We start from the raw sequence: 26141 nt of genomic DNA on the forward strand, positions 1-26141 counted from the left end.
ATGGGCATCGACACCACCGTCATCTGGGCGGTCATCATCTTCTTCGCCGTCTTCATGTACGTGCTGCTGGACGGCTTCGACCTGGGCATCGGCATGCTGTTCCCGTTCACGCCGAAAAAGCGCGACCGCGACACCATGATGAACACGGTGGCGCCGGTCTGGGACGGCAACGAGACCTGGCTGGTGCTGGGCGGGGAGGGGCTGCTGGCGGCCTTCCCGGTGGCCTACGCGATCATCCTGTCGGGCCTGTACCTGCCCTTGATCTTCATGCTGATCGGCCTGGTGTTCCGCGGGGTGGCGTTCGAGTTCCGCTTCAAGGCCAAGGAGCACGAGCGCCATTGGTGGGACAAGGCCTTCATCGGCGGCTCGGTGGTCGCCAGCTTCTTCCAGGGCGTCTCGCTCGGCGCCTTCCTCGACGGCATCGCGGTGTCGGGGCGCAGCTATGCCGGCGGGCCGCTCGACTGGATCGCGCCGTTCCCGCTGCTGGCCGGCGTGGGCGTGATGATCGCCTATACGCTGCTGGGCGCGACCTGGCTGGTCATGAAGACCGAAGGCGAACTGCACGCACGCATGGTGCAGGTGGCGCGCCCCTTCGCCCTGATGCTGCTCGCCGCCATCGTCATCGTCAGCATCTGGACCCCGCTGCGCGACCCGGCGGTGGCGGACCGCTGGTTCACCTTCCCGAACATCGTCTTCCTCGCGCCGGTGCCGGTGCTGGTGCTGGTGTTCATGACGTTGCTGCTGCGCTCGCTCGGCCGCAAGGACCGCGAACCGCACCGGCTGCCCTTCGTGGCCGCGCTGGCTTTGATCTTCCTCGGCTACAGCGGCATGGCGATCAGCATCTGGCCGCACATCGTGCCGCCGGCGATCACGATCTGGGAAGCGGCATCGCCACCCGCGAGCCAGGGCTTCGCGCTGGTGGGCACGCTGTTCATCCTGCCGATCATCCTGATGTACACGGCCTGGTCGTACTGGGTGTTCCGGGGCAAGGTCAAGGCCGACGCGGGGTACCACTGATGGGCGACAGGCAAAAGGTGACCCGGCGCGAATGGATGCGCAGGCTCGGCTGGATGGCCGCACTCTGGGCCGGCGGCGTCGTCGCGCTGTCGGCGCTGGCCTACCTGATCCGCATGATCATGCAGGCATTGGGGATGCGCTAGCGGCGCGCGCTCTTGTAAACACGCACGTCAACCGTGCGCGGCCTGCTGCTGCGGAGGACTACACTCCCCATGAAGCTTTGCCAACAGGAGAGTAGCCCCGTGTCCCACCCTGACGCGCCCTCGTTCGACCGTTCCGCCACCCCGGCCGCCCCGGCTGCGCCGGCGCCGGCATTCACCGCAATCCCGCTGCCGCTGTCCGGCGAGGACCAGGCGCGTGCCGACCTGTACGCGTTGCTGTCGCGCCTGCTCCTGGCGGCGCCCGACGCGGTGCTGCTCGATGCGCTCGCCGGCGCCGATCCCATCGTGGCCACCGGCGGCGACCTGGCGCTCGAACAGGCATGGGAGCAACTGACGCTGGCCTCCGGCGTGATGGACCCGCAGGCGGTGGCCGACGAGTTCGAGGCGCTGTTTATCAGCATCGGCACGCCGCCGGTCAACCCCTACGGCTCGCGCTACCTGTCCGGCTACATGAACGATACCCCGCTGGCCGAGCTGCGCGCCGACCTGGCCCGCTTCGGCATCAAGCGCGTGCGCGGCGTCGGCGAGTTCGAGGACCACCTGGGGGCGCTGTGCGAGATCATGCGCGTGCTGATCGCCGGCGCGCCCGCGCCCCTGGCCATCGCACGCCAGCCGGTCGAGCGCCAGCGGGCCTTCTTCGAGGCCCACATCGCGCCCTGGTATGCGCGCTGCGTGGCCGACATCGCCTCTGCCGACGGCGCGAACTACTACCGGCTGGTCGCCCGGCTCGCCGGCACCTTCCTGGCCATCGAAGCGGAAGCCTTCGTGATGGGCGAGGCGGTCGCGGGCTGATCAGGTCAAGCGACGGCGCACCGAGTACACATCAACCATGAGCGAACACGAGGTAACAGGCATGGAAAAGCATTCGCAGGTCATCCCAGAAACAAAGGCGGCGCCAGGCACCGGGGCGCCGGATCCCGCTCGGCGCAGTTTCCTGAAGGCCGCGCCGCTCGGCGCGCTGGCCGTGGCCGCCGGCGGTGCTGGGGCGGCCGAGGCGCCCGCCGTGCCCGCCGCGCCCGACCCGAAGGTCAAGCGCGGCTACCACGAGACCGACCACATCCGTCGTTATTACCAGACCGCCGCCTATTGGTGATTCGGTGATTACACCTTGAGCACAACCGGAGACTCAGCATGTCCCTCGTGAAGACCACCCGCGACAGCGGGCTGAAACGGCGCCGCTTCCTGGTCGGGGCGGGCGTCGCGGCCGGCGCCGGCGCCCTGGCCCGGCAGCTGCCGCTGAACGTGATCGAACCGGCCAAGGCCGACCAGGCGCCGGACGCCCCGGTCCCCACCGAAGTCAAGCGCACCATCTGCAGCCACTGCTCGGTGGGCTGCTCGGTCGACGCGGTGGTGGCCAACGGCGTCTGGGTACGCCAGGAAGCCGCTTTCGATTCGCCGATCAACATGGGCGCGCACTGCGCCAAGGGCGCCTCGGTGCGCGAGCACGCCTTCGGCGAGCACCGCCTGCGCTATCCGATGAAGCTGGTCAACGGCAAGTACCAGCGCATCTCCTGGGACCAGGCCATCAACGAGATCGGCGACAAGCTCATCGACCTGCGTCAGAAGGCCGGTCCCGATGCGCTGATGGTCATCGGCAGCTCCAAGCACAACAACGAGCAGGCCTACCTGTTGCGCAAGTGGGTGTCGTTCTGGGGATCGAACAACTGCGACCACCAGGCGCGCATCTGCCACTCGACCACGGTCGCGGGCGTGGCCCAGACCTTCGGCTACGGCGCGATGACCAATTCCTTCAACGACCTGCACTACAGCAAGGCCGTGATGTTCATCGGCTCCAATCCGGCCGAGGCGCACCCGATCTCGATGCTGCACTTCCTGCACGCCAAGGAACTGGGCGCGAAGATGATCGTCATCGACCCGCGCTTCACCCGCACGGCGCGCTTCGCGCACCATTACGTGCGGGTGCGTCCGGGCACCGATATCCCCTTGGTCTGGGGCATCCTCTGGCACATCTTCAACAACGGCTGGGAAGACAAGGAATTCATCGCCGCCCGCACCTACGGCATGGAGGATGTGCGCAAGGAAGTTGCAAAATGGACGCCGGACAAGGTCTCGGACATCACTGGCGTGCCGGAAGCCTCGGTCAGGCTGGCGGCCGAGATGCTGGCCAAGAACAAGCCGTCCTCGGTGGTCTGGTGCATGGGCATCACCCAGCACACCGTGGGCACCGCCAACGTGCGTGCGCTGTCGATCCTGCAGCTGGCGCTGGGCAACATCGGCAAGCCGGGCGGCGGCGCCAACATCTACCGTGGCCACGACAACGTGCAGGGCGCCACCGACGTCGGCCCCAACGGCGACTCGCTGCCGGGCTACTACGGCATCGCCGAAGGCGCCTGGAAGCACTTCGCGGACGTATGGGGCGTGGACTACAACTGGATCATGTCGCGTTTCGGCTCCAAGGAGCTGATGGAGAAACCCGGCATCACGGTGTCGCGCTGGTTCGACGCCGTCAACGAGCAGAACGAGTTCGTCGACCAGCCGAGCAACCTGCGCGCCGTGTTCTACTGGGGCCATGCGCCGAACAGCCAGATGCGCCTGCCGGACATGAAGGCCGCGATGCAGAAGCTCGACATGCTGGTCGTGATCGATCCCTATCCGAGCATGACGGCCTCGATGCACGGCCGCACCGACGGCGTCTACCTGCTGCCGGCCGCCTCGCAGTTCGAGACCCAGGGCTCGTGCACGGCATCGAACCGCTCGATCCAGTGGCGCGAGCGCGTGATCATGCCGCTGTTCGAGTGCAAGACCGACCACGAGATCATGTACCTGTTCGCCAAGAAGCTCGGCTTCCACAACGAACTGTGCAAGAACATCAAGGTGGTGCTCAACGAGCCGGTGGTCGAGGACATCCTGCGCGAGATCAACCGCTCGTGCTGGACCATCGGCTACACGGGTTGCTCGCCGGAGCGCCTCAAGCTCCACATGGAGAACAAGCACACCTTCAACCCGACCACCATGCGCGCCGACGACGGCCCCTGCAAGGGCGACTACTACGGCCTGCCGTGGCCGTGCTGGGGCACGCCGGAGCTGAAGCACCCGGGCACGCCGATCCTGTACGACACCAGCAAGTCGATCGCCGAGGGCGGCCTGCCGTTCCGCGCCAACTGGGGCGTCGAGCACAACGGCCAGTCGCTGCTGGCGGCCGACGGTTCCACCAACAAGGACAGCCAGCTCGACACCGGCTACCCGGAGTTCGACCACGTCTTCCTGAAGAAGCTCGGCTGGTGGGCGGAACTGACGCCGCAGGAACAGGCCATGGCCGAGGGCAAGAACTGGAAGACCGACAATTCCGGCGGCATCATCCGCGTCGTCATCTCGCATGGCTGCTCGCCTTTCGGCAATGCCCGCGCGCGCTGCAACGTCTGGAACTTCCCCGACCCGGTGCCGACCCACCGCGAACCGCTGGCGTCGCCGCGCCGCGACCTGGTCGCCAAGTACCCGACCTACGACGACAAGGCCAATTTCTGGCGCCTGCCGACGCTGTACAAGTCGGTGCAGGACGTCGATTACTCGAAGGATTACCCGCTGATCATGACCTCCGGCCGGCTGGTCGAATACGAGGGGGGCGGCGAGGAAACACGTTCCAACCCGTGGTTGGCCGAGTTGCAGCAGAACATGTTCGTCGAGATCAACCCGCGCGACGCGGCCCAGATCCGGGCGGCGGTCGGCGACTACGTCTGGGTCGAGACGCCGACCGGCGCGCGCATGAAGATGATGGCGATGGTCACGGAACGGGTGCCGATCGGCCTGGTCTGGATGCCGTTCCACTTCGGCGGCTGGTGGATGGGCGAGGACCTGGAGCGCCATTACCCGGAGGGCGGCGCCCCGACCGTGCGAGGCGAGGCCTGCAACACGGGCTGGACCTATGGCTACGACGCCGTGACGATGATGCAGGAAACCAAGGTATCGCTGTGCCGGGTGGTCCGCGCCTAGCGCGTGCCCGAAGGCAGGAGAAGAAAGGGAGGGTGGCATGGCCGCGAGGATGAAATTTATTTGCGACACCGAGCGCTGCATCGACTGCAACGGCTGCGTGACCGCATGCAAGAACGAACACGAGACCCCGTGGGGCGTCAACCGGCGCCGCGTGGTCACGATCAACGACGGCATCCCGGGCGAGCGCTCGGTCTCGGTGGCCTGCATGCACTGCACCGACGCGCCCTGCCTGGCGGTGTGCCCGACCAACTGCATCTACCACACCGAGGACGGCATCGTCCTGCACAGCAAGGACCAGTGCATCGGCTGCGGCTACTGCTCCTACGCCTGCCCGTTCGGCGCGCCGCAGTTCCCGGAGACCGGCCTGTTCAACCACCGCGGCAAGATGGACAAGTGCACCTTCTGTGCCGGCGGCCCGGAGCCGGACACGTCCGAAGCCGAGTTCAAGAAGTACGGCCGCAACCGCATCGCCGAAGGCAAGCTGCCGGCCTGTGCCGAGATGTGCGGCACCAAGGCCCTGCTGGGCGGCGAAGCCAACCAGATCGCCGACATCTACCGCCAGCGCGTCGAGACCCGCGGCTACGGTCCCGAACTGTGGGGCTGGAAGATCGCGTATGGCCGGCCCAAGCGCGGCGGCGAGATCCAGGCCAAGGGCGACCATCCGCGCGAGAACCTGATTCCGAACGCCGCACAGAACGATACGGGGAGGTTCCCGCAATGAAGAAACTTCGCTACCTGGTGCTCGCGCTCCCCTTGGTCCTGGGCGGCTGCCTCGAGGTCGAGCAGCATCCGGAATGGCTGCACGGCGAGTACGCCGGCAAGAAGGACAACCGCCATTTCCAGACCCGCTTCCACAATGACCGCCTGGCCTGGTCGGCCACCATCCAGAACCGGGCCATGAAGCAGAACGAATACAACCGGGCCAATCCGTAGAGGAGCCGACGATGCGAGCGAACCCTTTGCAGGCGAATCTGTTTTCCTTGCGCACCATGCTGATGCTGGTGCTGGCGCTGGCGGCGGCCCTGTTGCTTTCCCCGGCCTGGGCCGGCGTGCCGAACAAGGACGCCAAGCCCGCGTATGCCGAGGAGCAGACCATGCTCCAGATCGAGCGCGATTCGGTGGTCCCGGAGCCCGGCCTCCTGAACCCGGCATCGGGCCGGGTCCACATGGACCGTCATTACCTGGGCCAGTACGGTTCTTCGGAAGGCAACGTCATCGTCCAGCGCGGCGGCAACACCTGGCGTATCCTGCGCAACGGCCCGATCGCCACCATCGCCGGCACCATCCTGCTGGTCGTGCCCTTCCTGATCTTCGTCTTCTACAAGGCGGTCGGCCCGGCCCGCGAAGAGCCGGGCTCGGGACGGCGCATCCAGCGCTTCACGAACTGGGAGCGCAAGGTGCACTGGGCCACGGCCTATACCTTCATCGCGCTGGGGATCACCGGCATCATCATCATGTACGGCAAGAACATCATGCTGCCCTGGATGGGGCACGACCTGTTCTCCTGGGTCGCCATCATCTCGAAGTACGTGCACAACTTCGTCGGGCCGCTGTTCATCGTCTGCTCGGTGCTGATGTTTATTACTTTCCTGCGCCGAAACTTCTTCAACCGCAGCGACTGGCACTGGGTGAAGCAGGGCGGCGGACTGGTATCGCACAAGCACGTGCCGGCCGGCTTCTTCAACGCCGGCGAAAAGACCTGGTTCTGGCTCGGGGTCACCCTGCTGGGACTGGTCATGTCGATCAGCGGCCTGATCCTGAACTTCGTCAATTTCGGCCAGACCCGTTACGTGTTGCAGGTCGCGAACTACCTGCACATCGCCGGCGCCACCTTCTACATGGCCGCGGCCATGGGCCACATCTACATCGGCACCTGGGGCACGCCGGGCGCCTACCGGGCCATGCGCGAAGGCACCGTGGACGAGGAATGGGCGAAGGCGCACCATGCGCTGTGGTACGAAGAGGTCAAGAACGGCAACGCAGGAAATGCCGGCCCGGGCCAACCGGCCGGCGGCACCCCGGTACGCCCGGCGCCGCGTCCGGGTCCGGCCCATTGAGGCCACCGCGGCCACGGAGGAGCACCATGAAACCAACGAACATGACGAGCAAGGGCGTACTGGCGGCGCCGCTGCTGCTGGCACTGCTGGCATTGCTGGCCAGCGGCTGCGACCGTGGCGGCCACCCGACCGTCGACAACGTCGCGCAGACCAAGTATCCGGGCCAGGTGTCGGCCGGGGGCGCCACCAGCGGCACGATCATCGCGCAGACCGCCAAACCGGTGACCGACGCCACCTATGCCGGTGGTACCCCGGGCATCGCCGGCGGCTCCGGCGGCACCACGTCGGGTGCGGAAACCGGCGGCACGGTGCGTGAGACCGGGCAGGGGCCGACCTCCGGCGTGACGCCACCTTCCGGCGCCCAGGAGGGGACGCGCCAGCCGCCAGGCGATTATGGCAGCCCGAAGGCGCCCGCCCCCGGCACCGTGGAGGCGCCGGCCGCGACCAATATCGCGCCGAATCCACCGGCCCCGCCGGGCAACTTGAGGAATACGCAATGAACAGACTGACTCGGAGCGCCTGCGTGCTGGCAGGCTTGCTGGGCTTCGGCGCGGCGGCGTGGGCGGCGCTGCCCACACCCACGCCGGCCCAGCAGCAGGAAGCGGCGGCCAAGAAAGCGGCGGCAGACGCCAAGGCGGCCAAGGACAAGGAAGCCCTGATGGCCTCGATGGACGCGCTGAGCAAGCGCTGGCGTGAACAGGCCCCGGAAAAGGGCTGGAAGATCAATCCGCCGGTGACGGTGGCTGCGGCGCCGGCGGGCGCTACTGCGCCCGGTACCAATGCGCCGGGAACCACTGCCCCGGGGGCCGCCCCCGGCGTGGCCGGGCCAGGCACGATGGGGCCCGGCCAGGTCGCCAATCCGGTGCCGCCGGGCGAAGCGCCGCGCGGAGCGGCCCGAGCCGCCGCCGCGGCCGGCATGGTGCCGCCGGGCGTGACGCCGCCGTCGGCCGGCATGCCGGCGGCCCCCCCGGCCCATGCGGCGCCCGGCACGGCGGCCGCGGCGCCCGCCACCGGTGCCGCACCGCTCAGCCGCCAGGCCCTGAACGCGGCCAACGTGCCCATCAAGAGCGAGAAGCTCGGTACGGCGGCCCCGAGCGAAGACGTCAAGCAGGGCCCGACCAGGTCCGTGCCGAAAGGCGCCGCCCCGGCGGTGGAAAAAGAACACTCACCGAAAACGGCGAACAAGCAATGAAGATGGGAAGCATGCCGATCGCGGTCATCATGCAGCGCCGCACCGTGCAGCACCGCTGGGCCGACGAAGCCTGGGCGGCGGTGGGCGTGGTGCCCGACCGCGGCAACCTGCCGCGCCTGCAGGTGCTCAGCGAGAGCCCGGAGCGCGACTATTACCTCGTGTCCGGGCTCGAGCTCGAGCTGTACACCGACGAGAACGAAGGCTACTACGAGAACTGCGTGGCGCCGGAGTCCAAGGTGTTCGTCCTGTGGCGGATGGAGGAGGGCAAGGCGATCCCGGCGCGCGCCTCGGTCAGCTATGTCGAAGGCACGCGCATGTTCGATTCCGGCGAGCAGGCCGACGGCGTGACCATGCCGGCCGAGATCTATGCCTGGGTGGCCGGCTACCTGCGCGAGCACTACCAGCCCAAGCCGCGGCGCGGGCGCCAGCACGGATGACGGGGGGCTGATGTCGGGAGAGGGATTTTTCCGGCGCTGGTCGCGCCTGAAGGCATCCGGCGAGACGGTGGCGGAGCCGCAGGCACCGCCTGCAGCCAGGGCCGTGCCGCAGCCGGCAGGCGCACCCGGCGCACCGGTGGACCAGCCGGTGGCCGTGCGTGCACCGGCGGCGCCCGGCACCCAGGACCGCCCGCAAGGTCCGCTGCCGACGCTCGAGGACGCCGCCAGGCTGACGTCCGACGCCGATTTTTCGTCCTTCGTCGCACCCGGCGTGGACAAGTCGGTGCAGCGCCTGGCGCTGAAAAAATTGTTCGCCGACCCGCATTTCAATGCGGTCGACGGGCTCGACATGTACATGAGCGATTACACCAAGGCCTCGCCGCTCACGCCCGCCATGCTGGCCTCGCTCCAGCATGCGCAGGGACTGGTGGCCCGCCTGCTCGACGACCAGCAGCGGGCGGCCCAGGAGCAGGCAGCCGAAGCACGGACAGCCGAAGCACAGACAGCCGAAGTACAGACAGCTGATGCGCACGCAGCAGAAGCGCCGGCGCCTGCATCGCAGGCAGACGCGCTCGCAGAAGAACCAGGGCCGGCGCCGGAACAAGGCGACCCGCCCCCGTCCACACAACAAGGGAACGCATGAACATCCGATTCACCGACAATCCGCCGCTCGACCCGGTCCAGGAAGGACGCGACATCCAGGCCAGGACGGCCGCCATCCTCGCCGCCGACGCCATTCCCCTGTTCGAGCCTTCCGTCACCGTCAGCTACCGCTCCGCCGGCCGTACCCTGGTCGTCGGCTCCGGAGCACATGCCCTGCCATGGGCCGACCGCCTCGCCGCTGCGCTGCCGGTCACCGTCCTGCTGCTCGACAGCCAGGACACGCTGCCGGTCCGCCCGTACCCGGTGCATGCGGCGCGCACTGTTGCCGTGGCCGGCTGGCTGGGCGCCTTCGAGGCGCGCTGGCAGGCACCCGGCCAACCCGTCGGGCAGGGCAAGTTCGACCTGGTGCTCGATCTCGGCGCGAGCCGCCTGATCCCGAGCCACCAGCGCCCGCACGGCTACTACGCGCCGGGCGACGGCGATGCCGCCCGCCTCGATGCCGTCGAGGCCATGCTCGACATGGTCGGCGACTTCGAGAAACCGAAGTATTTCGCGTACAAGGAACGCACCTGCGCCCACGGCCGCAACGGCCAGAAGGGCTGCAGCGCCTGCATCGACATCTGCTCGGCCCACGCGATCGCCGACGACGGCGACCGGATCAAGGTCAACCCCTACCTGTGCGCCGGCTGCGGCGCCTGCTCCACCGTCTGCCCGACCGGCGCCATCAGCTACGCCTTCCCGCCGGCCGCCCTGACCGGCAAGCGCATCCAGGCCGCCCTGCGCTCCTACCGCGAGGCCGGCGGGCACGATCCGGTCCTGCTGCTGCACGATGCGGAGCACGGCGCCGCGCTGCTGGCCCAGCTCGGCGAATCGATCCCGGGCCGCGTCATCCCGCTGGCGCTCCAGCACACGGCCTCGGCCGGCATCGACGTCTGGTTCGCCGCCATCGCCTATGGCGCGGCCGGGATCGTGGTGCTGAACACCGGCCACGAGGCGCCGCAGTACATCGCCGCCCTCGACCAGCAGATGGCGATCGCCCAGGCCGTGCTGGACGGCCTCGGCTACGACGGGCCGCACCTGCAGCTGCTGCGCATGGAAACGCCGGCGGCGCCGGACGAGCTGGCGGTGGCGCTGCGCCACGCCCCGCGCGGCCAGACCCCGCTCGAGGCCGCCGTCTTCCACCTGGCGAACGACAAGCGCAACACCCTCGACTACGCGCTCGACCACCTGCACCGCCATGCGCCGCGCAAGCCCGAAGTGGTGGCGCTGCCGCCCGGCGCGCCCTTCGGCGCCATCGAGGTCGACCGCAAAGCCTGCACCCTGTGCATGTCCTGCGTCGGCGCCTGCCCGGCGGGCGCGCTGCAGGACGGGCAGGGTGCGCCGCTGCTGCGCTTCATCGAGAAGAACTGCGTCCAGTGCGGCCTGTGCGCCACCACCTGCCCGGAAAACGCGATCGCCCTGGCGCCGCGCCTGTCCTTCATGGAAACGCGCAACCAGGCGGTGGTGCTCAACGAGACCCAGCCCTTCCACTGCATCCGCTGCGACAAGCCCTTCGGCACCCTGCAGATGGTCGAGAACATGCTGGGCCGTCTCGGGATGCACCCGGCCTTCGCCGGCCACCTCGACCGCCTGCGCATGTGCGGCGACTGTCGTGTCATCGACATGATGGAGCCGCAGGGCGAGATGCGGGTGACGGCGCTGCGGCGTAGTTGATCGCGGCGTCGCTTCGTAGGTTGGCCGGCTTTGCCGGCCGCGCGTCAAGCCACCGTTTGCCTGGCAGCAGAGCATCAATCGCGCCTGGCGACCTCCCCAGCCACCGAAAACGATGGCAGAATGAACACGACCACAAGGCCGGAGCCCCTTGCGGCATCCGGCCGTTCACCGCACCGCGACCAGGAGACACCATGACGCCAACCCAGCGCTTCGTGCAAGCGCGCGACTTCCTGCAGCAGCACCGCCTCGACTACGAGACCGCCTACAAGGGCTACCAGCCGCCCCAGCTGGACACCTTCAACTGGGCGCTCGACTTCTTCGACCAGCAGGCCAGGGACAACCACCGGCCGGCGCTGTGGGTGGTGGAAGAAGACGGCTCCGAGCAGAAGATCTCGTTCGCCGACATGGCATCGCGCTCCTGCCAGGTGGCGGAATACCTGCGCCTGTGCGGCGTCAACCGCGGCGACCGCGTGCTCCTGATGCTGCCGAACCGGGTCGAGCTGTGGGAGATCATGCTGGCCGGGATCAAGATCGGCGCCGTGCTGGTGCCGACCACGATGCTGGTGTCCGGAGCGGACCTGCAGGACCGCCTCGAGCGCGGACGGGTGAAGCACGTGATCGCGCTGGCCTCGGAAGCGCACAAATTCGAATCCATGCAGGGCAACTTCACCCGCATCGCCGTCGGCGGCAAGCCGGAGGGCTGGCACGACTTCGCGGATTCGCGCGACGTCCTCTCGGTCTTCACGCCCGAGGGTGAAACCCGCGCCACCGATCCGCTGCTGCTGTATTTCACCTCGGGCACCACGGCCAAGCCCAAGCTGGTGCTGCACAGCCACCAGAGCTATCCTGTCGGCCACCTGTCGACCATGTACTGGATCGGCCTGCAGCCGGGCGACGTGCACTGGAACATCTCGTCGCCGGGCTGGGCCAAGCACGCCTGGAGCTGCTTCTTCGCCCCGTGGAACGCCGGCGCCACCATCTTCATCTACAACTACGAACGCTTCAGCGCGAAGGCGGCGCTCGACACCATCGGGCGCTGCGGCGTGACCTCGCTGTGCGCGCCGCCGACGGTCTGGCGCATGATGATCAAGGAAGACCTCACTGCCTGGCGCCCGCCGCTGCGCGAGCTGGTCGGTGCCGGGGAACCGCTCAACCCGGAAGTGATCGAGCAGGTCGAGAAAGCCTGGGGCATCCGCATCCGTGACGGCTTCGGCCAGTCGGAGAGCACGGCGCAGATCGGCAACTCGCCCGGTCAGCCGATCAAGCCCGGCTCGATGGGCCGTCCGTTGCCCGGTTACCGGGTGGCGCTGCTCGACATCGACGACCAGCCCGCCACGGAAGGCGAAATCTCCCTCAGGCTCGACCCGGCCCCGCTGGGGCTGATGATGTGCTACGAAGGCGACGAAGCCAAGACCGCCGACGTCATGCGCGCCGGCCATTACCACACCGGCGACACCGCCACGGTGGACGAGGACGGCTACTATTTCTACGTCGGCCGCAACGACGACGTGTTCAAGTCGTCCGACTACCGCATCAGCCCCTTCGAGCTCGAAAGCGTCCTGATCGAACACGAGGCCGTACTGGAGGCGGCCATCGTGCCGAGCCCGGACCCGGTGCGACTGTCGGTGCCGAAGGCCTTCGTCACCCTGCGCCAGGGCGTGGCGCCGAGCCGGGAGGTGGCGGCATCGCTGTTCGCGTTCGCGCGTGAGCGCCTGGCGCCGTACAAGCGCATCCGCCGCATCGAGTTCCGCGAACTGCCCAAGACCATCTCCGGCAAGATCCGGCGCGTCGAGTTGCGCAAGGAAGAAGCGGGCCGCAACGATGAGACCGGGGCGCAGGGCGGCGCGCAGGGTGTCGAGTATCGCGAAGAAGCCTTCGCCGGCTGAACCCGCGGCAGCGCGGGCAGGCGGCGCGCGCCACGGCAGGGCGCCCGCCGCTCGCGCTGTTGACGAAAAAAACAGCTCGTATATACTGATTCACATCTTGCCAACCTGGGCTGTGTGAGCCTGTCCGAGGTTACCTGACGTGAACAAGCGCTGTATCGCATTATCCCGCATGTGCCTCGCCATCGACCGGCGAGCACGGCGCGTGCCTTCCGCACTTGCGTCCGCCCATCCCGATCACCTGCTGCCGCTCGGACTGAGCGTATTCCACGCTCGTCTCGCGCAATTGTCGACGCGCGATCTCGCCTGCCTCTCCTGAGCTCGGCGAGAGCCGGCGAAGCCTGAGCTTCCCGGACTCTCCCGAGCCATCCACAAGCATCGTCCAAGGGGCTCCTGCATTGCGCAGCGGGCTCCATTCGTTACTGTCGGCCAGCCTGCACAGGCTGGGAAAGGCATGCCATGTGTTCCACGCGTTACCTGAGCCAGCACGACCTGGCTGTCCTGACGAGGTTCGTCGCCGCCCGTACGCCAGGGGCGGCTTCCGACGACCCGGTCGGCCGCCGCCTGGCGGCCCTGCTCGAATCTTCCATCGTGCTTCCTGAAACGGACAGCGCGCGTCGCCATGTCTCGCTCGGCGCCACCGTGCGCTACCGCGCGCAGGGCGAGCGCGACACCAACTCCATCCTCATCGCCTGTCCGCAGGACGCCAACGCCTTGCTGGCGCGCGTCTCGATCCTGACACCCCTGGCGCTCGGGCTGCTCGGCCACGAACAGGGCCGCAGCGTCAGGATCGACCTGCCGCTCGCGCGCTCGCAGATCGTCGATATCGTCGAGGTACGGCCGCCCTGCACGGGCCACCACCTAGTTCGCTGAGGCGGGCGCACCGCGCCTCATTGATCGTGTTTGCACAAGCTGAAAGGAGGCATCCATGACTGATACCAACATCACCCAAGCGCACGATAGCCGGAGCGTTCCACCACAGGCGGGCAAGGAGGGCGCCCGATGCGCCATGCCGCCCACAGCCCAGCCCGGCATCGAGGAGCGCATCGCCGAGACCGGACTGCGGATCGCGGCGCTGCAGCGCCGGCTGGACGGGGCGCTGGCCGACGTGCGCCATGCACGCCGCCGTGCAGCGGCCGACCTCGCGCTGGCCAGCAACTACGCATTGGCAGACATGGCCCGGGCGCTGCTCCCCTTCAAGGACGCGCTCGAGGCCGCGCTCGCGGTCGAGACCACGGACGTTCCGGCGCTGCGCAGAGGCCTCGAGCTCGCCGGCAGGCAGCTCGAGGCGGCGCTGGCGCGCCGGCACGCCTGAGCCTGCGTAAGGACGACATGATCCCGCTTATCTCGCCCCTACCGAACCGGGGCATGCCTTGTTCAAAGGAGGTACACGTGCGTCGAATCAACAGGATCCTGCTGGCGATCCACCAGGCCCAGCCGGGCCGCGTCGAACTGCGCGCTTCCCTGCTGGGGCCGCAGCTGGACATCGGCTCCTTCGATGTGATCGCGGTGAAACGCGCCTGCACCGGCATGCGCGGCGCGACAACCACCTTCAGCCATGTCCAGGTAGACGGCAACAGGCTCAGTGCGCTGGTCGACGGACAGCCGCGCCTGCTTGGCGCCGGCGTCTTTCCCGACGAGCTCGAGAATGTGTGGACGGTACAGCGGGGCAACCCGGCCGACGTCATTGCGGGAACGGCCGAGCGCATCGGCGCGGACCTGACCCTGCTGGCGGGAGCCGGCCGCCCCGCGCTGCCGCAGTGGGTGCGGCCGGCGCGCAACGCGGACGTGATCCGCCTGTGCCGCAGCCCGGTCCTGCTGGTGCATACGGAGCCCAGGGACGTCTACCGCAGCGTCGTCGTGGCCACCGATTTTTCCCGTGCTTCCTTGTCCGCCGCGCGCACCGCGGCGCTGCTCGCGCCGGCTGCCCGCTTCGTGTTCGTGCACGCCTGCCCGCTGCCGGGCGAACTGATGATGATGCGCGAGCTCGAGCTGCCGGTGCGCGCGATCCGCGGGTGCCAGGATCACAGCGCGGCGGCGGTGCGCAGGCGGCTCGACGAATTCGTGGACCTGTTCTTGCAGGACCTGCCTGCGGGCGAGCGCGAAGTGCATGTCGGCAGGCCCTGTCATGTGATCGAGGAGTGCGCGCAGCGGCACGACGCGGACCTGGTGGTGCTGGGCAGGGGAGCGACCCATCCGGGGGCGCGGCTGTCGGTGTCCAAGCTCATGCCGAAGCTGCTGGACGAGGGCCGGCGCGACCTCCTGGTCGGTCCCGACCATTTCGGCGACGATACCGACCGCCGCCTCGCCGCATAACGGGCGGCATCAGGGAAACCCGTACGCGGTTTGCGGATGGCAGGCGCGGCGCCAGGGACGATAATGCCCGGTGGCGTCCGCCGTCATGCGCGGGCGCCTCCTTCCTTTTCCTTCACGTTCAGCGGGCTTCAACCCAAGCGATCGATACGATGTGGTCTTCCACGACAACGGTGATGTTCCGGATGCGCCGGATGCGGGGTCCCGCCGGCCTCTGCCGGGCTCGGAGAATGCGCGAGCGCGCCGCCCCAGGCGGCTGCGCCGCATTTTCCGAGCAGCCCGGCAGCAACGGGCCATGGCGCGCGTGCGCCATGGCGTGATCACGTTTGTCCGCGCAGGCGGATTCGTTGGGAGGCAACACATGATGCACCAGAGACCCCGGCCGCTCCAGGCCGATCCGGCTGTCCAGGCACAGCTTCGCATGCAGGGCCGCGGCAAGCGGCGGCTCGTCAAGCACATCCTCGAGCGCAATGCGCGATGGCGGCGCCTGGTCGCCAGGACGATGACGGCCCTGATGGCCGCGGTGCTCGCCGGCCAGCTCGCACTGGGCGAGCAGGCCGCGCTCGCGGCCGTGGAGCCGGACCGGCCGGCGCCTGTCCTGGCCGCCTGACCGGCGCGGCCGCCTGCCGCAGGCCAGGCGGCTAGGCGACGGGATTCTGCAGGTACTGGCGCACCAGGTCCGCAATGCTGCCGACCCCGAGCTTTTCCATCACCCGCGCCTTGTGGACTTCCACGGTGCGCACGCTGATCCCGAGATCTTCGGCGACTTCCCGGTTGTGGCGGCCGGCCACGACCAGTTCCATCACCTCGCGCTCGCGCGGGGTGAGGCTGGCATGGCGCCTGAGGTATTCCTCGCTCGCGCGACTGCCCTGCGGCTGGCGTTCCTGCCGCGCGAAGGCTTCCTCGATCGCATCCACGAGCTGTGCTTCCTGCAGCGGCTTCTCCAGGAAATCGACGGCGTGCGAGCGGAATGCTTCGCGCGCCGAATTCACGTCGCCGTGTCCGGTGATGATCAGGACCGGCAGGCGGCTGCCCAGTTCCAGCAGCTTTTTCTGCAGGTCCAGGCCGTCCATCCCCGGCATACGGATATCGAGCAGCAGGCAGCCGCGCCGCTCGGCCGACCAGGAACGCAGGAAGGAGGCCGCATCCGAGAAGAAGGCCGTCCGGTAGCCGTGCAGGCTCAGGAGCAGGCCGAGGGCGTCGCGCACCGCGGCGTCGTCGTCGACAATGTAGACCGTCTGGTTGCTGGGCATGGTGCTAGATCCTTTCGCCGGCCGCCGCCTGGGCCGGCAGGGTGATTTTCAGGATGGCGTGGCGCCCCGGTTCGACACTCAGCGTCCCGCCGTGGGTTTCGACGATCGAGCGGCTGATCGCCAGGCCGAGCCCGAGGCCGCTCGACTTGAGCGAGATGAAGGGCTCGAACAGGCGCGCCCGGATCTTGTCGGCGATGCCGGGACCATTGTCGGCGATCCTGATCCAGACCGAAGCCCCGTCGACGCCCGCGTCCACCGCGATGCGCCGCTCGATCCCGGCAGGCATCTGGGCCAGTGCCTGGATCGCGTTGGACAGCAGGTTGCGCAGCACGATCTCGAGCTGGACCCGGTCGCCGAGCAGGCCGGCTTCGGGGATGTCCCCGAGCGCAAGGCGCACGTTTTCCCTGCCCGCCTGCTCCGCGAACGAGTCGACCGCGCCCCGGACCAGGGCGGGAAGCGACAGGCGCTCGAGCGCGGTGGTCCCGGTGCGGAAGAATTCGCGCAGGCGCTTGAGCACTTCCGAAGCGCGCTGCGATTCGGCGACCATGGCCCGCATCGTCTTCTGCAGCAGTTCGTCGCTGTCGCCGCGCTGCATCAGGCGCTCGCAGGCGCTGCCGTAGATCGAGAGCGCGGTCAGCGGCTGGTTCAGTTCGTGCGCGACGGCGCCCGCCATCTCGCCCGCCGTCGCCAGGCGCAGCGAATGGCGCAGTTCATGGCTGGCGCGCCGCGCGACGTCGACCGCGATGCCGATCAGGAAGCCGGACAGCGTCAGCGTCAGCACCAGCATCTGGACGTTGGGCATCTGGGCCGGGTAGGCGATCGGGCGCAGGGCGGCGATCGTGACGCCCACTTCGAGGACCAGCGCGGCCGTGACGGCCCCGGCCATGCCCTGGCGCGCGGCGGCCCAGGCCAGCGGCATGATCAGGAAGTAGTAGGCCAGCGATTCCGGCGCCGGCCTTTGCAGCGCCACCGCCAGCACCAGGGCGATCAGGGTGATGTACGCGGCGGTTTCCCGGCACAGGATGCGGCCGAGATAGTCGGCGCGCCGTTCCCTGTCGAGCAGGAACTGGCTGACCGGTACCACCACCAGCATCCCCGCGGTTTCGGCGATCGCGTAGCGCGTGACCACGTCCAGCCAGGGGCGGGTGCCGACGACGTCCACCCCGTGCAGCATGCTTGCGTACACGACGGCGCCCGCCAGGCTGCCCAGCGTGACCAGCACCGACCACAACAGCAAGCCGTTGTGGCTGGCGTAGCAGGCGCTGCCCGGAAGATACTTGCGCATGGCCGCGCCCAGCGCCAGGTAGATCGGCACCGGCAGCAGGCCGGTCAGCCAGGACAGGCCGGGTTGGGCGGGCAGTGCCGGGGTGATGGTGGCGGCCAGCAGGGCCAGCGCGACCAGCGGCAGCACCGCCCTCGCACCGGCACTCAGCACCAGGTAGAGGGCCAGGCCGGCAGCCGGATGCCAGACCGGGGAAATCGTCTGGTAGCGGGCTTCGGGACCGCTGACCACGTCGAGAGCGATATAGGCAAGGCAGAAAGCACCGCCGAGCCAGGCTGCCCGGACGGTACGGAGATCAAACATGTCGGCTTCCTCGGCCGCGCACCGAACGGCTGACTGCAACAGGCCTCGCCGTTGCCGCCGGGGCGCGCGCGCGATGTCAACGCTGGGATACAGCTAGGGATTTCCCTTACGCGGACCACGGATGTGGTGACCATCAACCGCTCATTATACTGTAGACATCAAGCGAACATGGAGGCCATGGACGCGCGGAGGAACGGATGTCGGATTTGCGTATGGGCGCGGGCGCGCAGGAATGCATGGTGGTGTCGGTGCAGTGGTCGGACCAGGCCATGCGGGTGGCGCAGCGCGCTGGTCCACACGCACCATTACGGCATGCGGCATTTCTTGCGCGGCATGAAGGGCGAGGACTGCGTGCGTCACGAACAGGGCCGACTGGAGCAGATCGCGCTGGCGGTGCGGCGCCAGACCGGCTTCACGTTCGAGACCGCGGTGCGCAGCAGCTTCCTGGACGGGCACACGGACATCCGCGCCGGTGGCGGGCAGGCCAGCCTGGCGGTGGTCGGCGCCTGCGACGCCCGGGGCATGCGGCGGCTTGCCCGCCGCCCTGGACAGGGTGCGCACAATCGCTCTTGATGCGGACATGGTGCTGCTTGCCGTGCTGGACCGGAACGGCGAGTTCCGGCTGCGCCGGGCACGGGCCGGCGAGGACCGGATCGCCGCATTCCTCCAGCAGCAGCGCGAAGACGCGCTCGGACGCCTTGCACGGCTGCAACTGCCGTCAAGCCTGGCGCCCGTCAGCTTCACCCGCATCGTCGAACATGGCTTCTGGCCGACGGTGGTGCAGTACGTGGAGCGCCGTGTCGGCGCCGATTTGCTGGTCCTGCCGAACGACGCGGCGCCCCGGCTGCGGCGCTGGTTCTTCCGCAGCCTGGCAGGCGAGGCAATGGCGCGCTCGGATTGTGACGTCCTCCTGATACCGCATGGCGCCGCGTGAGGCCGCATGCGCTCGTCCCCGGGCGATCCCCTGGCAGTCACATGCGACGAGCCGCCCCGGCCCTGCAGAGCAGGAAGCGCGCACGGCGGGCTGGCGCTTTGTCGAACGTGCCGGGCCATGCGACGCACGGTTGTCGGTCCTGGTCGTCCGGCAGCCGCTGGTATCCGCGATCGTCTCGAATGCAAACCTGGCGGGGCCGGACGTGCTCGCCCTGCCGTCTGCGCCGGATGGCTGCTGGCAGGCGTGGCGCTGGCAGTCGGACATGCGCGAGGTGCTGGCCAGGAGCGCGTGCGACATACTCGCGATCCCTCCGGGCCGTTGACCCTTTAAGGGAATCCCTTACGCGCGCCCGCCAATAGGCAGCCCATCCGTTTTCGCCGATACTGCGGCCGGCCCGATACCGGGCCGCACCGTTTCGATTGGATTCCCATGGACCTGAACAAGAACTTCATCAAGATGAAACGCCCGTGCGCGGAAGGCTTCCGCTGGTTCCTGAAACACCATGCGTCCGGCGCCGACTACCAGCCGCTGCTAGACGCCCTGGTGGCCGACGGCAGGGCCGACGACGCGTGCTGGCTGCTGTCGCAGTTCGGCCCCAGCGACGCGGTCCTCGAGGTGGAGGCGATCGATGCCGACGCGCTGGTGTTCGCGGGGGCGCTCGAGGTGCGCGGCAATATCGAGGTCGGGACCATCCTGAAGACCGGTCGCGGCATCCGCGCCGGCGGCGGCATCCGGGCAGGCGGGTCGATCGCGGCGGGCGAGGATATCCGCGTGGCCGGCGGCATCCAGTCGGTCGGAAGCCTGGACGCCGGCGGCAGCGTCGACGCGCGCTGGGGCATCCACGTGCTGGGCGACCTGCGCGCAGGCGGCAACCTGCGGGCCGGCTGGGATATCGCGTGCGGCGGCAAACTGGTGCTGGAAGGGGAGTGCTGTGCCGGCCACGAAATCGTGCTCGGCGGCGCGGCGCACGCCCGCAAGGGCTTGCGTGCCGGCGGTGGGATCACCGGCCAGGACAGCATCCATGCGGGCCAGGGCATCGAGTCCGGCGCCAGTGTCGCCTGCGGCGGGCACCTCGAAGCGGCCTGGGGCATCAAGGCCGGCGCCGCGATCACGGCGCAAGCCGCGATCCGCGCGGGGGAGAGCATTCAGGCGGGGGAAGAGATCAGGGCCGGCGAAAGCTATGGCGTGTATGCCGGACTGGCGGTCCGGCAGGAATGCTGGGAGGCCAGCGGACAGGTGCGCGCCAGTTCCAGGCCGGAGCGGCTTTTCAGCGGATACTGGGTAGTAGAGGAACGGCGTCATGGCTAGCGACCGAATGGTTGGCCGCTGCACGGCGCCTGGCCGTGCGCGGGGCGCTCCCGGTGTCTAGCCTGGCACTGCCGGGGGCCGGCTGGTGGCAGTGGCCGTGGCCGGCGGAACTGAGGATCGACGTCGCCCACCGCCCCGAGGACCTGGAGAAGGAACTGGACGAACTATACCGACGGATGCAGCGGCCCGGCCACCGCCTGCATGGCATGGCCGCCGTCGCGGTCGATTTCCCTGGTCTGGTGTTCCGCCACCGCGAGGCCGACGGCGAACATTACGTGTATGCAGAAGACCTGGTCCGGCGCCGCCTTGCGGGCTACACGGTGTTCAACCGGCTGGTGGAGCTGGACCGGCGCGCCGACCGCCACCTGCGCGCCCCGCATTCGAAGTATGCAAGCGCGTACCAGCGTCGCGGCATCGCAACGGCGGTCTACCGCTGGTGGCTGCGGACCGGGAACTGCCTGATCAGCGGCGCGCGGCAGTCGGCCGGCGCGCATGCCCTGTGGCAGTCGCTGGCGCGCGACGCCAGCCTGGTTCATGCGGAGTTGCGCGACAAGCAGCTGGGTTACCTGGCGCCGGAGACGGACCCCTGGCGGCGCGACGATTTCAGCACCCGCATGATCCTGCTCGGCGCCGGCTGGGACCTGGAGCGCCTGGCGGCGTGCACCGGCATGCACGGGTGCGGACAGGCTGGCCGCTGACGGCGGTAGCGGTATGGCGGACGACAAGGGTAGTGCGAATTCCGTCAAAGTGTGCGGCACGCCGGCGCGGATTCGCCGCATAATGTGACCGATCGATAACATGCGTCGCCGCCGCCAAGCGGCTGGCCACCCTTGATACCCGACTCGATGACCACCACTAAACGCTCCGCCACCTCCAACCCCGCCTACGAAGTCAGGAAGTCCCCCATCCACGGCAATGGCGTCTTCGCGCTGAAGCCGATCGGCGCCGGCGAGCGCATCATCGAGTACCGGGGCGAACGCATCACCTGGGACGAGGCGACCCGCCGCGCAGCCGAGGCCGGTGGCCCCATCAACCATACCTTTTACTTCACGCTGGCCGACGGGCGTGTGATCGACGGCGGCAGCCGCGGCAACGCGGCGCGCTGGATCAACCATGCCTGCTCGCCCAACTGCGAAGCCTTCGAGGACGAGGGGCGCGTCTACATCCACGCGATGCGCGACATCGAACCGGGCGAAGAGCTCAACTACAATTACGCGCTGATCTACGACGAACGCCACACGCCGGCCCTCAAGAAGCTGTTCGCCTGCCGCTGCGGCACGCCGGGCTGCACCGGCACCATGCTCGCGCCCAAGAAGCGCACCAGGAATCGCGCACCCGCGAGCACGTCGTCGGGCGAGGCAGCAGCATGAGCCACGTCGTCCGCAGCCTGCTGGAAACCGACCTGTACAAGTTCACCATGTGGCAGGCGCTCCTGCACAGCCATCCGGGGGCGAACGGCGAGTACGAATTCCGCTGCCGGAACGAGCCGGCCTATCCGCTCGCCGAGCTGAAGGACGATCTCGAGCGCGAGCTCGACCACCTGTGCTCGATGATGTTCACCGAAGAAGAGGTGGCCTACCTGCGCGGGCTGCGCTTCATCAAGAGCGACTTTGCCGACTTCCTGACGCTGTTCCGCTTCCAGCGCAAGTTCATCCATGTCGGTACCGACGGCCCGCACCTGACCATCCGCGCCACCGGCCCGATCGTGCATGTGATGGGCTTCGAGATCTTCGTGCTCTACATCGTCAATGAGCTGTATTTCCGGCGCTTCGACCGCGAGGCGGCCCTTAAGGAGGCCCGGGTGCGCCTGGCGCAGAAGGTCGACGAGCTGCGCGCCTTCGGCAAGGAGCCGCCGCGTGCCACGCCCTTCGAATTCTTCGACTTCGGCGTGCGCCGGCGCTTTTCCGGGGACTGGCACGACGAAGTCGTGGCGACCATGGCGCGCGAGCTGCCGCAGTACTTCAAGGGCACCTCGAACGTCTACCTGGCGCGCAAGTACAACCTGGTGCCGATCGGGACCATGGCGCACGAGTACCTGCAGGCCTACCAGTCCTTCGGCGTGCGCCTGCGCGATTTCCAGAAGGCGGCGCTGGAAGACTGGGTGCAGGAATACCGGGGCGACCTGGGCACCGCGCTGACCGACGTGGTCGGCATGGACGCCTTCCTGAACGACTTCGACCTGTACTTCGCCAAGCTGTTCGACGGCCTGCGCCACGATTCGGGCGACCCGGTCGAGTGGGGAGAAAAGGCGCTGGCGCACTACGCCCGGCTGCGCATCGACGCGCGCACCAAGCGCCTGGTGTTCTCGGACGCGCTGACGGTGCCGAAGGCACTGAACCTGTACCGGCATTTCGCCGACCGTACGATGCTCGGCTTCGGCATCGGCACCAAACTCACCAACGACACGCCGTACCCGGCGCTGAACATCGTGATGAAGCTGGTGCGCTGCAACGGCCAGCCGGTGGCCAAGCTGTCGGATACCGCCGGCAAGTCGATGTGCACCGACGAGACCTTCATCGCCTACCTGCGGCAGGTGTTCAACCACCAGGGCGGCGGTTGATGTAGGGTGGGCGGCACAGCCGACCACCCATCGGTCTCAAGCGAATCAGGCGGCAGCCGATGCCAGGCGGCGCCGTGGCGTCGCGCCCGGCTCTTCCAGCTGGAAGGTATTGACCACCGCCGCCAGTTCGGCCGCCTGGGTGCGCAGCGACTGCGCCGCCGCCGCGGCTTGCTCGACCAGCGCCGCGTTCTGGAGCGTCATCTCGTCGAGGCGGGCGATGGCGCCGTCGACGCGCTCGATGTCGGCGCGCTGCGCCCCGGTCGCCGCGCTGATGTGGCCCATGATGTCGGTGACGCGGTGCACGCCGTCGACCACCTTGCGTATCGTTTCGCCGGCCTCGCCGACCAGCGCCGTGCCGGCGCCGACCTTGTTCACCGAATCCTCGATCAGCGCCTTGATCTCCCGGGCCGCCGCCGCCGAGCGCTGCGCCAGGTTGCGCACTTCGCTCGCGACCACGGCAAAGCCGCGGCCCTGTTCGCCGGCGCGTGCCGCCTCCACCGCGGCGTTCAGCGCCAGGATGTTGGTCTGGAAGGCGATGCCGTCAATGACGCCGATGATGTCGACGATCTTCTTCGACGAATCGTGGATCAGCCCCATGGTCGTGACGACCTGGTCCACCGCCGCGCCACCCTGCACCGACACGCTCGAGGCTTCGCGCGCCAGGGTGCTGGCCTGGGCCGCGTAGTCCGCGTTCTGGCGCACCGATTCGATCAGCTGCTTCATCGAGCCGGCCACCTGCGCCAGCGCGGCCGCCTGGGTTTCGGTACGGGTCGAGAGGTCCAGGTTGCCCGACGCGATCTCGGACGAGGCCGAAGCGATGGCATCGGTGCCGCCACGAACCTTGGCGACGATGCCGCCCAGCGCGTCGCGCATCGCGCTCATGGCGTACAGCAGGCTCGACGGCCTGGCGCGGGCGGTATCGACCGGACGGTGCAGCTCGCCGCTGGCGATGGCGCGCGCGACGCTGGTGGCGTAGGCCGGCTCGCCGCCCAGCTGGGTCAGCAGGCTGCGCACCAGCACCAGGCCGACGAGCACGCACAGCACGACCGACAATGCGCTCAAGCCTGTGATCCAGTAGCGCGTGCCGGAGGCTTCGGCCCTGGCGCCGGCGATCGCTGTCGCGGTGCGCCCCTGCAGGCTCTTGAGCAACACGTCGATGTCGGCCACGATCTGGCGGCGCAACGGACTGCATTCCTCGACCAGGAAGGTGCCGAAAGCCTCCATCTCGCCGCTGGCGCGGAAGGCGCGTGGACGCTCCAGTTCGCGCGCCATGGTCAGCATGCCGTCGCGCACCTTGGCGTACTGCTGGTCGTCGCGCAGGATCGGGTCAAGGCGGGAGAGGGCGGCCAGGTACTCGGCCTTGCGGGCATCGAGCAGGTCCAGTTCGCGGTTTGCGGCTGCCCCATCCTTGAAGATGTAGGCATTGCGGGCGGCGATGCCGGTCTGGACCAGCGCTTCGCGCGCCGCGTACAGCGGCTCCAGTTCGGTATTGCGGATCGTGTCGGCTGCCTGCAGTGCGCGTTCGATGCTGTCGATACGCGACACTGCGAAGGCCGCCAGGACGAGGGTGACAAACAGGATCAGGCCAAATGCCGCGTAAAGCCGCGTTGCGATGCCAGTGTGTCGGAAAAAATCCATGGGTCTTCCTTTATGAAGATGGCCTGTTATTGGACGACAAATAAAAATTGCCGAATTTGCCGGGTAGTTTGTCTGTGTAATTGCTTTTATGCAACTGAAATTGAGGAATTTGTCTATATCACCAGGTTATGCGCTTGAATCGGGATTGTCCCGGAGGATTTCGGCAAATCAGGTATACTGTCGGCATCTATAGGACCGCCAATGCAGAGCAAGTTCATCGAAGAGGATCCGATCCTGACCACGAGCGCCGCAGCCCGGATTCTTGGGGTCGCGACAAGTACCGTTCAATTATGGATGGAAAGTGGTGCTATTGCGTCTTGGAAAACCCCGGGCGGCCACCGCCGCACGCGCCAGAGTACGATTACATCAATGCTGGAGCGCGCCGGTCCCTTGTCCGGCGTCCTGTCCGGAGAGTCCCGGGTGCCCGATCCGACCGATCCCGAATACTTGGTGGAGGGCGATCCTTCCTACCCGACCGGGCCGGAAGAGGGGCGCCGGCTGGCGGCGCTTGCCGCGTCCGGCCTGATCGATACGCCTCCTGAAGAGCGCTTCAACCGCATCGTGCGCCTGGCCGCCACCGTCACCGGTTCGCCAATCGCGCTGGTCTCGCTGCTGACCGCCCGGCGCCAGTGGTTCAAGGCACGGATCGGCCTGGGGCCGCAGGAAACGCCGCGCGAGTGGGCCTTCTGCTCGCATGCGATCCTGCAGGATGCGCCCTTCATGGTGGAAGATGCCTCGACCGACGAGCGCTTCCGCGAGAACCCGCTCGTGCTGGCCGAGCCGCACATCCGTTTCTATGCTGGCGTGCCGCTGCGCGACCGTTCGGGCCTGCCGATGGGCACGCTGTGCGTGATCGACCGCGAGCCGCGCCGCCTGCGCTCGGCCGAATTGCAGGCGCTGTGCGACCTGGCCGACATCGCTTCGTCCGAAATCCAGAAAAAGCCCACCTGAGACGCTGCCGGGAAGGGCAGCCGGCACAGGTGTGACATTGCGCGACAATGTGGAGCGAGCGGGGCGGTATGCTGGTGGTTCCACGCATTCTGCCAGCCACGCACAGGAGACCGCCATGCGCCTTGCGACCGCCGTACTGTCCTTTTCCGTCCTGTCGGCCCTGGTGGCCGCGTCCGCCGTCCCCGCCGCCGCCCAGGAGGCGGCCGGCCAGGAAGCTGCCAGCCAGGCAGCCGCCGGTATTGCCGGCGCGACCCGGGCGGCACAAGCCTGGCTGGCCCTGATGGACGAGGGCCGGACTGCCGACACCTGGACCCAGGGCGCCGCCTTCCTGCGTGGCGCCGTCACCCAATCCCAATGGAACGAGGCACTGCGTGCCGTACGTGTACCGCTCGGAGCGGTCAAGTCGCGCAGCCTGGCCTCGACCACCCTCTCCCGTACGCTGCCGGGCCTGCCCGCCGGCGAGTATGTCGTGCTCGAGTACCGGACCGACTTCGCCAACCGGGCCGGCGCGGTCGAGACGGTGACGCCGATGCGCGAGGCGGACGGCAGCTGGAAGGTCGCTGGCTACTTCATAAAATGAGCATC

Annotated in this window: 29 protein-coding genes and 1 pseudogene; 27 read left to right on the plus strand and 3 right to left on the minus strand. The window is 68.3% G+C overall.

The window, feature by feature from the left end:
• The 18 genes from cydB (at window position 1) to ACFFJK_RS01045 (ending at window position 15937) form a co-directional block, all read left to right on the plus strand.
• Window positions 1–1017 carry a cytochrome d ubiquinol oxidase subunit II gene (gene cydB / locus ACFFJK_RS00960; RefSeq protein WP_379677194.1) on the plus strand — a complete coding sequence of 339 codons (1017 nt, stop codon included), beginning with the start codon at window positions 1–3 and terminating at the stop codon, window positions 1015–1017.
• Entirely contained in the window at window positions 1017–1160 is a 144-nt protein-coding gene (locus ACFFJK_RS00965) for a DUF2474 domain-containing protein (RefSeq protein WP_379677195.1), read from the plus strand. Before cydB ends, ACFFJK_RS00965 begins: the two co-directional genes overlap by 1 nt.
• A 99-nt stretch (window positions 1161–1259) precedes the next feature.
• Window positions 1260–1970: a TorD/DmsD family molecular chaperone gene (locus tag ACFFJK_RS00970; RefSeq protein ID WP_379677196.1), complete on the plus strand. Its 711-nt coding sequence runs from the start codon at window positions 1260–1262 to the stop codon at window positions 1968–1970.
• Between the two features lie 37 nt (window positions 1971–2007).
• Window positions 2008–2271, plus strand: a complete 264-nt coding sequence (locus ACFFJK_RS00975; protein WP_379677197.1) for a twin-arginine translocation signal domain-containing protein — start codon at window positions 2008–2010, stop codon at window positions 2269–2271.
• A 38-nt stretch (window positions 2272–2309) separates the two neighbouring features.
• Entirely contained in the window at window positions 2310–5129 is a 2820-nt protein-coding gene (locus ACFFJK_RS00980; RefSeq protein ID WP_379677198.1) for a formate dehydrogenase subunit alpha, read from the plus strand.
• Between the two features lie 37 nt (window positions 5130–5166).
• Window positions 5167–5850, plus strand: a complete 684-nt coding sequence (gene fdh3B, locus ACFFJK_RS00985; protein WP_379677199.1) for a formate dehydrogenase FDH3 subunit beta — start codon at window positions 5167–5169, stop codon at window positions 5848–5850.
• Window positions 5847–6062 carry a hypothetical protein gene (locus tag ACFFJK_RS00990; protein ID WP_379677200.1) on the plus strand — a complete coding sequence of 72 codons (216 nt, stop codon included), beginning with the start codon at window positions 5847–5849 and terminating at the stop codon, window positions 6060–6062. Before fdh3B ends, ACFFJK_RS00990 begins: the two co-directional genes overlap by 4 nt.
• An 11-nt stretch (window positions 6063–6073) precedes the next feature.
• Window positions 6074–7186, plus strand: a complete 1113-nt coding sequence (locus tag ACFFJK_RS00995) for a formate dehydrogenase subunit gamma (protein WP_379677201.1) — start codon at window positions 6074–6076, stop codon at window positions 7184–7186.
• A 26-nt stretch (window positions 7187–7212) separates the two neighbouring features.
• Window positions 7213–7686 (plus strand): hypothetical protein, encoded by a 474-nt coding sequence (locus ACFFJK_RS01000; RefSeq protein ID WP_379677202.1) that lies wholly within the window; start codon window positions 7213–7215, stop codon window positions 7684–7686.
• Window positions 7683–8378, plus strand: a complete 696-nt coding sequence (locus tag ACFFJK_RS01005) for a hypothetical protein (protein ID WP_379677203.1) — start codon at window positions 7683–7685, stop codon at window positions 8376–8378. The genes ACFFJK_RS01000 and ACFFJK_RS01005 overlap by 4 nt, the downstream gene beginning before the upstream one ends.
• Window positions 8375–8815, plus strand: coding sequence for a DUF3305 domain-containing protein (locus ACFFJK_RS01010; RefSeq protein ID WP_379677204.1), 441 nt, complete (start codon window positions 8375–8377; stop codon window positions 8813–8815). The genes ACFFJK_RS01005 and ACFFJK_RS01010 overlap by 4 nt, the downstream gene beginning before the upstream one ends.
• A gap of 10 nt (window positions 8816–8825) precedes the next feature.
• On the plus strand, window positions 8826–9458 hold the full coding sequence (locus ACFFJK_RS01015) for a DUF3306 domain-containing protein (protein ID WP_379677205.1): 633 nt from the start codon (window positions 8826–8828) through the stop codon (window positions 9456–9458).
• Window positions 9455–11131 (plus strand): 4Fe-4S binding protein, encoded by a 1677-nt coding sequence (locus ACFFJK_RS01020; protein WP_379677206.1) that lies wholly within the window; start codon window positions 9455–9457, stop codon window positions 11129–11131. Before ACFFJK_RS01015 ends, ACFFJK_RS01020 begins: the two co-directional genes overlap by 4 nt.
• A gap of 191 nt (window positions 11132–11322) precedes the next feature.
• Window positions 11323–13017 (plus strand): AMP-binding protein, encoded by a 1695-nt coding sequence (locus ACFFJK_RS01025; RefSeq protein ID WP_379677207.1) that lies wholly within the window; start codon window positions 11323–11325, stop codon window positions 13015–13017.
• Between the two features lie 456 nt (window positions 13018–13473).
• The gene (locus ACFFJK_RS01030; RefSeq protein WP_379677208.1) at window positions 13474–13887 is read left to right on the plus strand and encodes a GreA/GreB family elongation factor; all 414 of its coding nucleotides are present in this window, start codon (window positions 13474–13476) and stop codon (window positions 13885–13887) included.
• Window positions 13888–13942: 55 nt separating this feature from the next.
• On the plus strand, window positions 13943–14329 hold the full coding sequence (gene grpE, locus ACFFJK_RS01035; protein ID WP_379677210.1) for a nucleotide exchange factor GrpE: 387 nt from the start codon (window positions 13943–13945) through the stop codon (window positions 14327–14329).
• A 77-nt stretch (window positions 14330–14406) separates the two neighbouring features.
• Complete coding sequence (locus ACFFJK_RS01040; RefSeq protein ID WP_379677211.1) at window positions 14407–15330, plus strand: universal stress protein; 924 nt, start codon at window positions 14407–14409, stop codon at window positions 15328–15330.
• Between the two features lie 358 nt (window positions 15331–15688).
• A complete protein-coding gene (locus ACFFJK_RS01045; protein WP_379677213.1) occupies window positions 15689–15937 on the plus strand; it encodes a hypothetical protein in 249 nt (82 codons plus the stop codon).
• A 31-nt stretch (window positions 15938–15968) separates the two neighbouring features.
• On the opposite strand, the gene ACFFJK_RS01050 is transcribed toward ACFFJK_RS01045, so the two are convergent.
• Entirely contained in the window at window positions 15969–16580 is a 612-nt protein-coding gene (locus tag ACFFJK_RS01050) for a response regulator transcription factor (protein WP_379677214.1), read from the minus strand.
• 4 nt (window positions 16581–16584) lie between these two features.
• The gene (locus tag ACFFJK_RS01055; RefSeq protein WP_379677215.1) at window positions 16585–18165 is read right to left on the minus strand and encodes an ATP-binding protein; all 1581 of its coding nucleotides are present in this window, start codon (window positions 18163–18165) and stop codon (window positions 16585–16587) included.
• A 312-nt stretch (window positions 18166–18477) separates the two neighbouring features.
• On the opposite strand from ACFFJK_RS01055, the gene ACFFJK_RS01060 reads away from it, so the two are divergent.
• From ACFFJK_RS01060 to pncB, 6 genes are all read left to right on the plus strand, one after another.
• Entirely contained in the window at window positions 18478–18738 is a 261-nt protein-coding gene (locus ACFFJK_RS01060; RefSeq protein ID WP_379677216.1) for a hypothetical protein, read from the plus strand.
• Window positions 18719–19099, plus strand: a complete 381-nt coding sequence (locus ACFFJK_RS01065) for a universal stress protein (protein ID WP_379677217.1) — start codon at window positions 18719–18721, stop codon at window positions 19097–19099. Before ACFFJK_RS01060 ends, ACFFJK_RS01065 begins: the two co-directional genes overlap by 20 nt.
• Window positions 19100–19528: 429 nt before the next feature.
• Complete coding sequence (locus ACFFJK_RS01070; RefSeq protein WP_379677218.1) at window positions 19529–20407, plus strand: hypothetical protein; 879 nt, start codon at window positions 19529–19531, stop codon at window positions 20405–20407.
• Window positions 20408–20469: 62 nt separating this feature from the next.
• Window positions 20470–21105: an N-acetyltransferase gene (locus tag ACFFJK_RS01075; RefSeq protein ID WP_379677320.1), complete on the plus strand. Its 636-nt coding sequence runs from the start codon at window positions 20470–20472 to the stop codon at window positions 21103–21105.
• Window positions 21106–21252: 147 nt separating this feature from the next.
• Complete coding sequence (locus ACFFJK_RS01080) at window positions 21253–21777, plus strand: SET domain-containing protein (RefSeq protein WP_379677219.1); 525 nt, start codon at window positions 21253–21255, stop codon at window positions 21775–21777.
• Complete coding sequence (pncB, locus tag ACFFJK_RS01085; protein WP_379677221.1) at window positions 21774–22967, plus strand: nicotinate phosphoribosyltransferase; 1194 nt, start codon at window positions 21774–21776, stop codon at window positions 22965–22967. Before ACFFJK_RS01080 ends, pncB begins: the two co-directional genes overlap by 4 nt.
• A 45-nt stretch (window positions 22968–23012) precedes the next feature.
• Here pncB and ACFFJK_RS01090 read toward each other — a convergent pair whose 3' ends face one another.
• On the minus strand, window positions 23013–24605 hold the full coding sequence (locus tag ACFFJK_RS01090; protein ID WP_379677222.1) for a methyl-accepting chemotaxis protein: 1593 nt from the start codon (window positions 24603–24605) through the stop codon (window positions 23013–23015).
• 201 nt (window positions 24606–24806) lie between these two features.
• Between ACFFJK_RS01090 and ACFFJK_RS01095 the strand changes: the two are divergent.
• The 3 genes and pseudogenes from ACFFJK_RS01095 to ACFFJK_RS01105 form a co-directional block, all read left to right on the plus strand.
• Window positions 24807–24974 (plus strand): annotated as a pseudogene (locus ACFFJK_RS01095) (helix-turn-helix domain-containing protein); the annotation flags it as partial.
• Between the two features lie 51 nt (window positions 24975–25025).
• A complete protein-coding gene (locus ACFFJK_RS01100) occupies window positions 25026–25556 on the plus strand; it encodes a GAF domain-containing protein (protein WP_379677321.1) in 531 nt (176 codons plus the stop codon).
• Window positions 25557–25671: 115 nt separating this feature from the next.
• Entirely contained in the window at window positions 25672–26136 is a 465-nt protein-coding gene (locus tag ACFFJK_RS01105; RefSeq protein ID WP_379677223.1) for a DUF4019 domain-containing protein, read from the plus strand.
• Window positions 26137–26141 lie beyond the last annotated feature (5 nt).

It is taken from the genome of Massilia consociata, assembly GCF_042432755.1.
Lineage (GTDB): Bacteria > Pseudomonadota > Gammaproteobacteria > Burkholderiales > Burkholderiaceae_D > Telluria > Telluria consociata.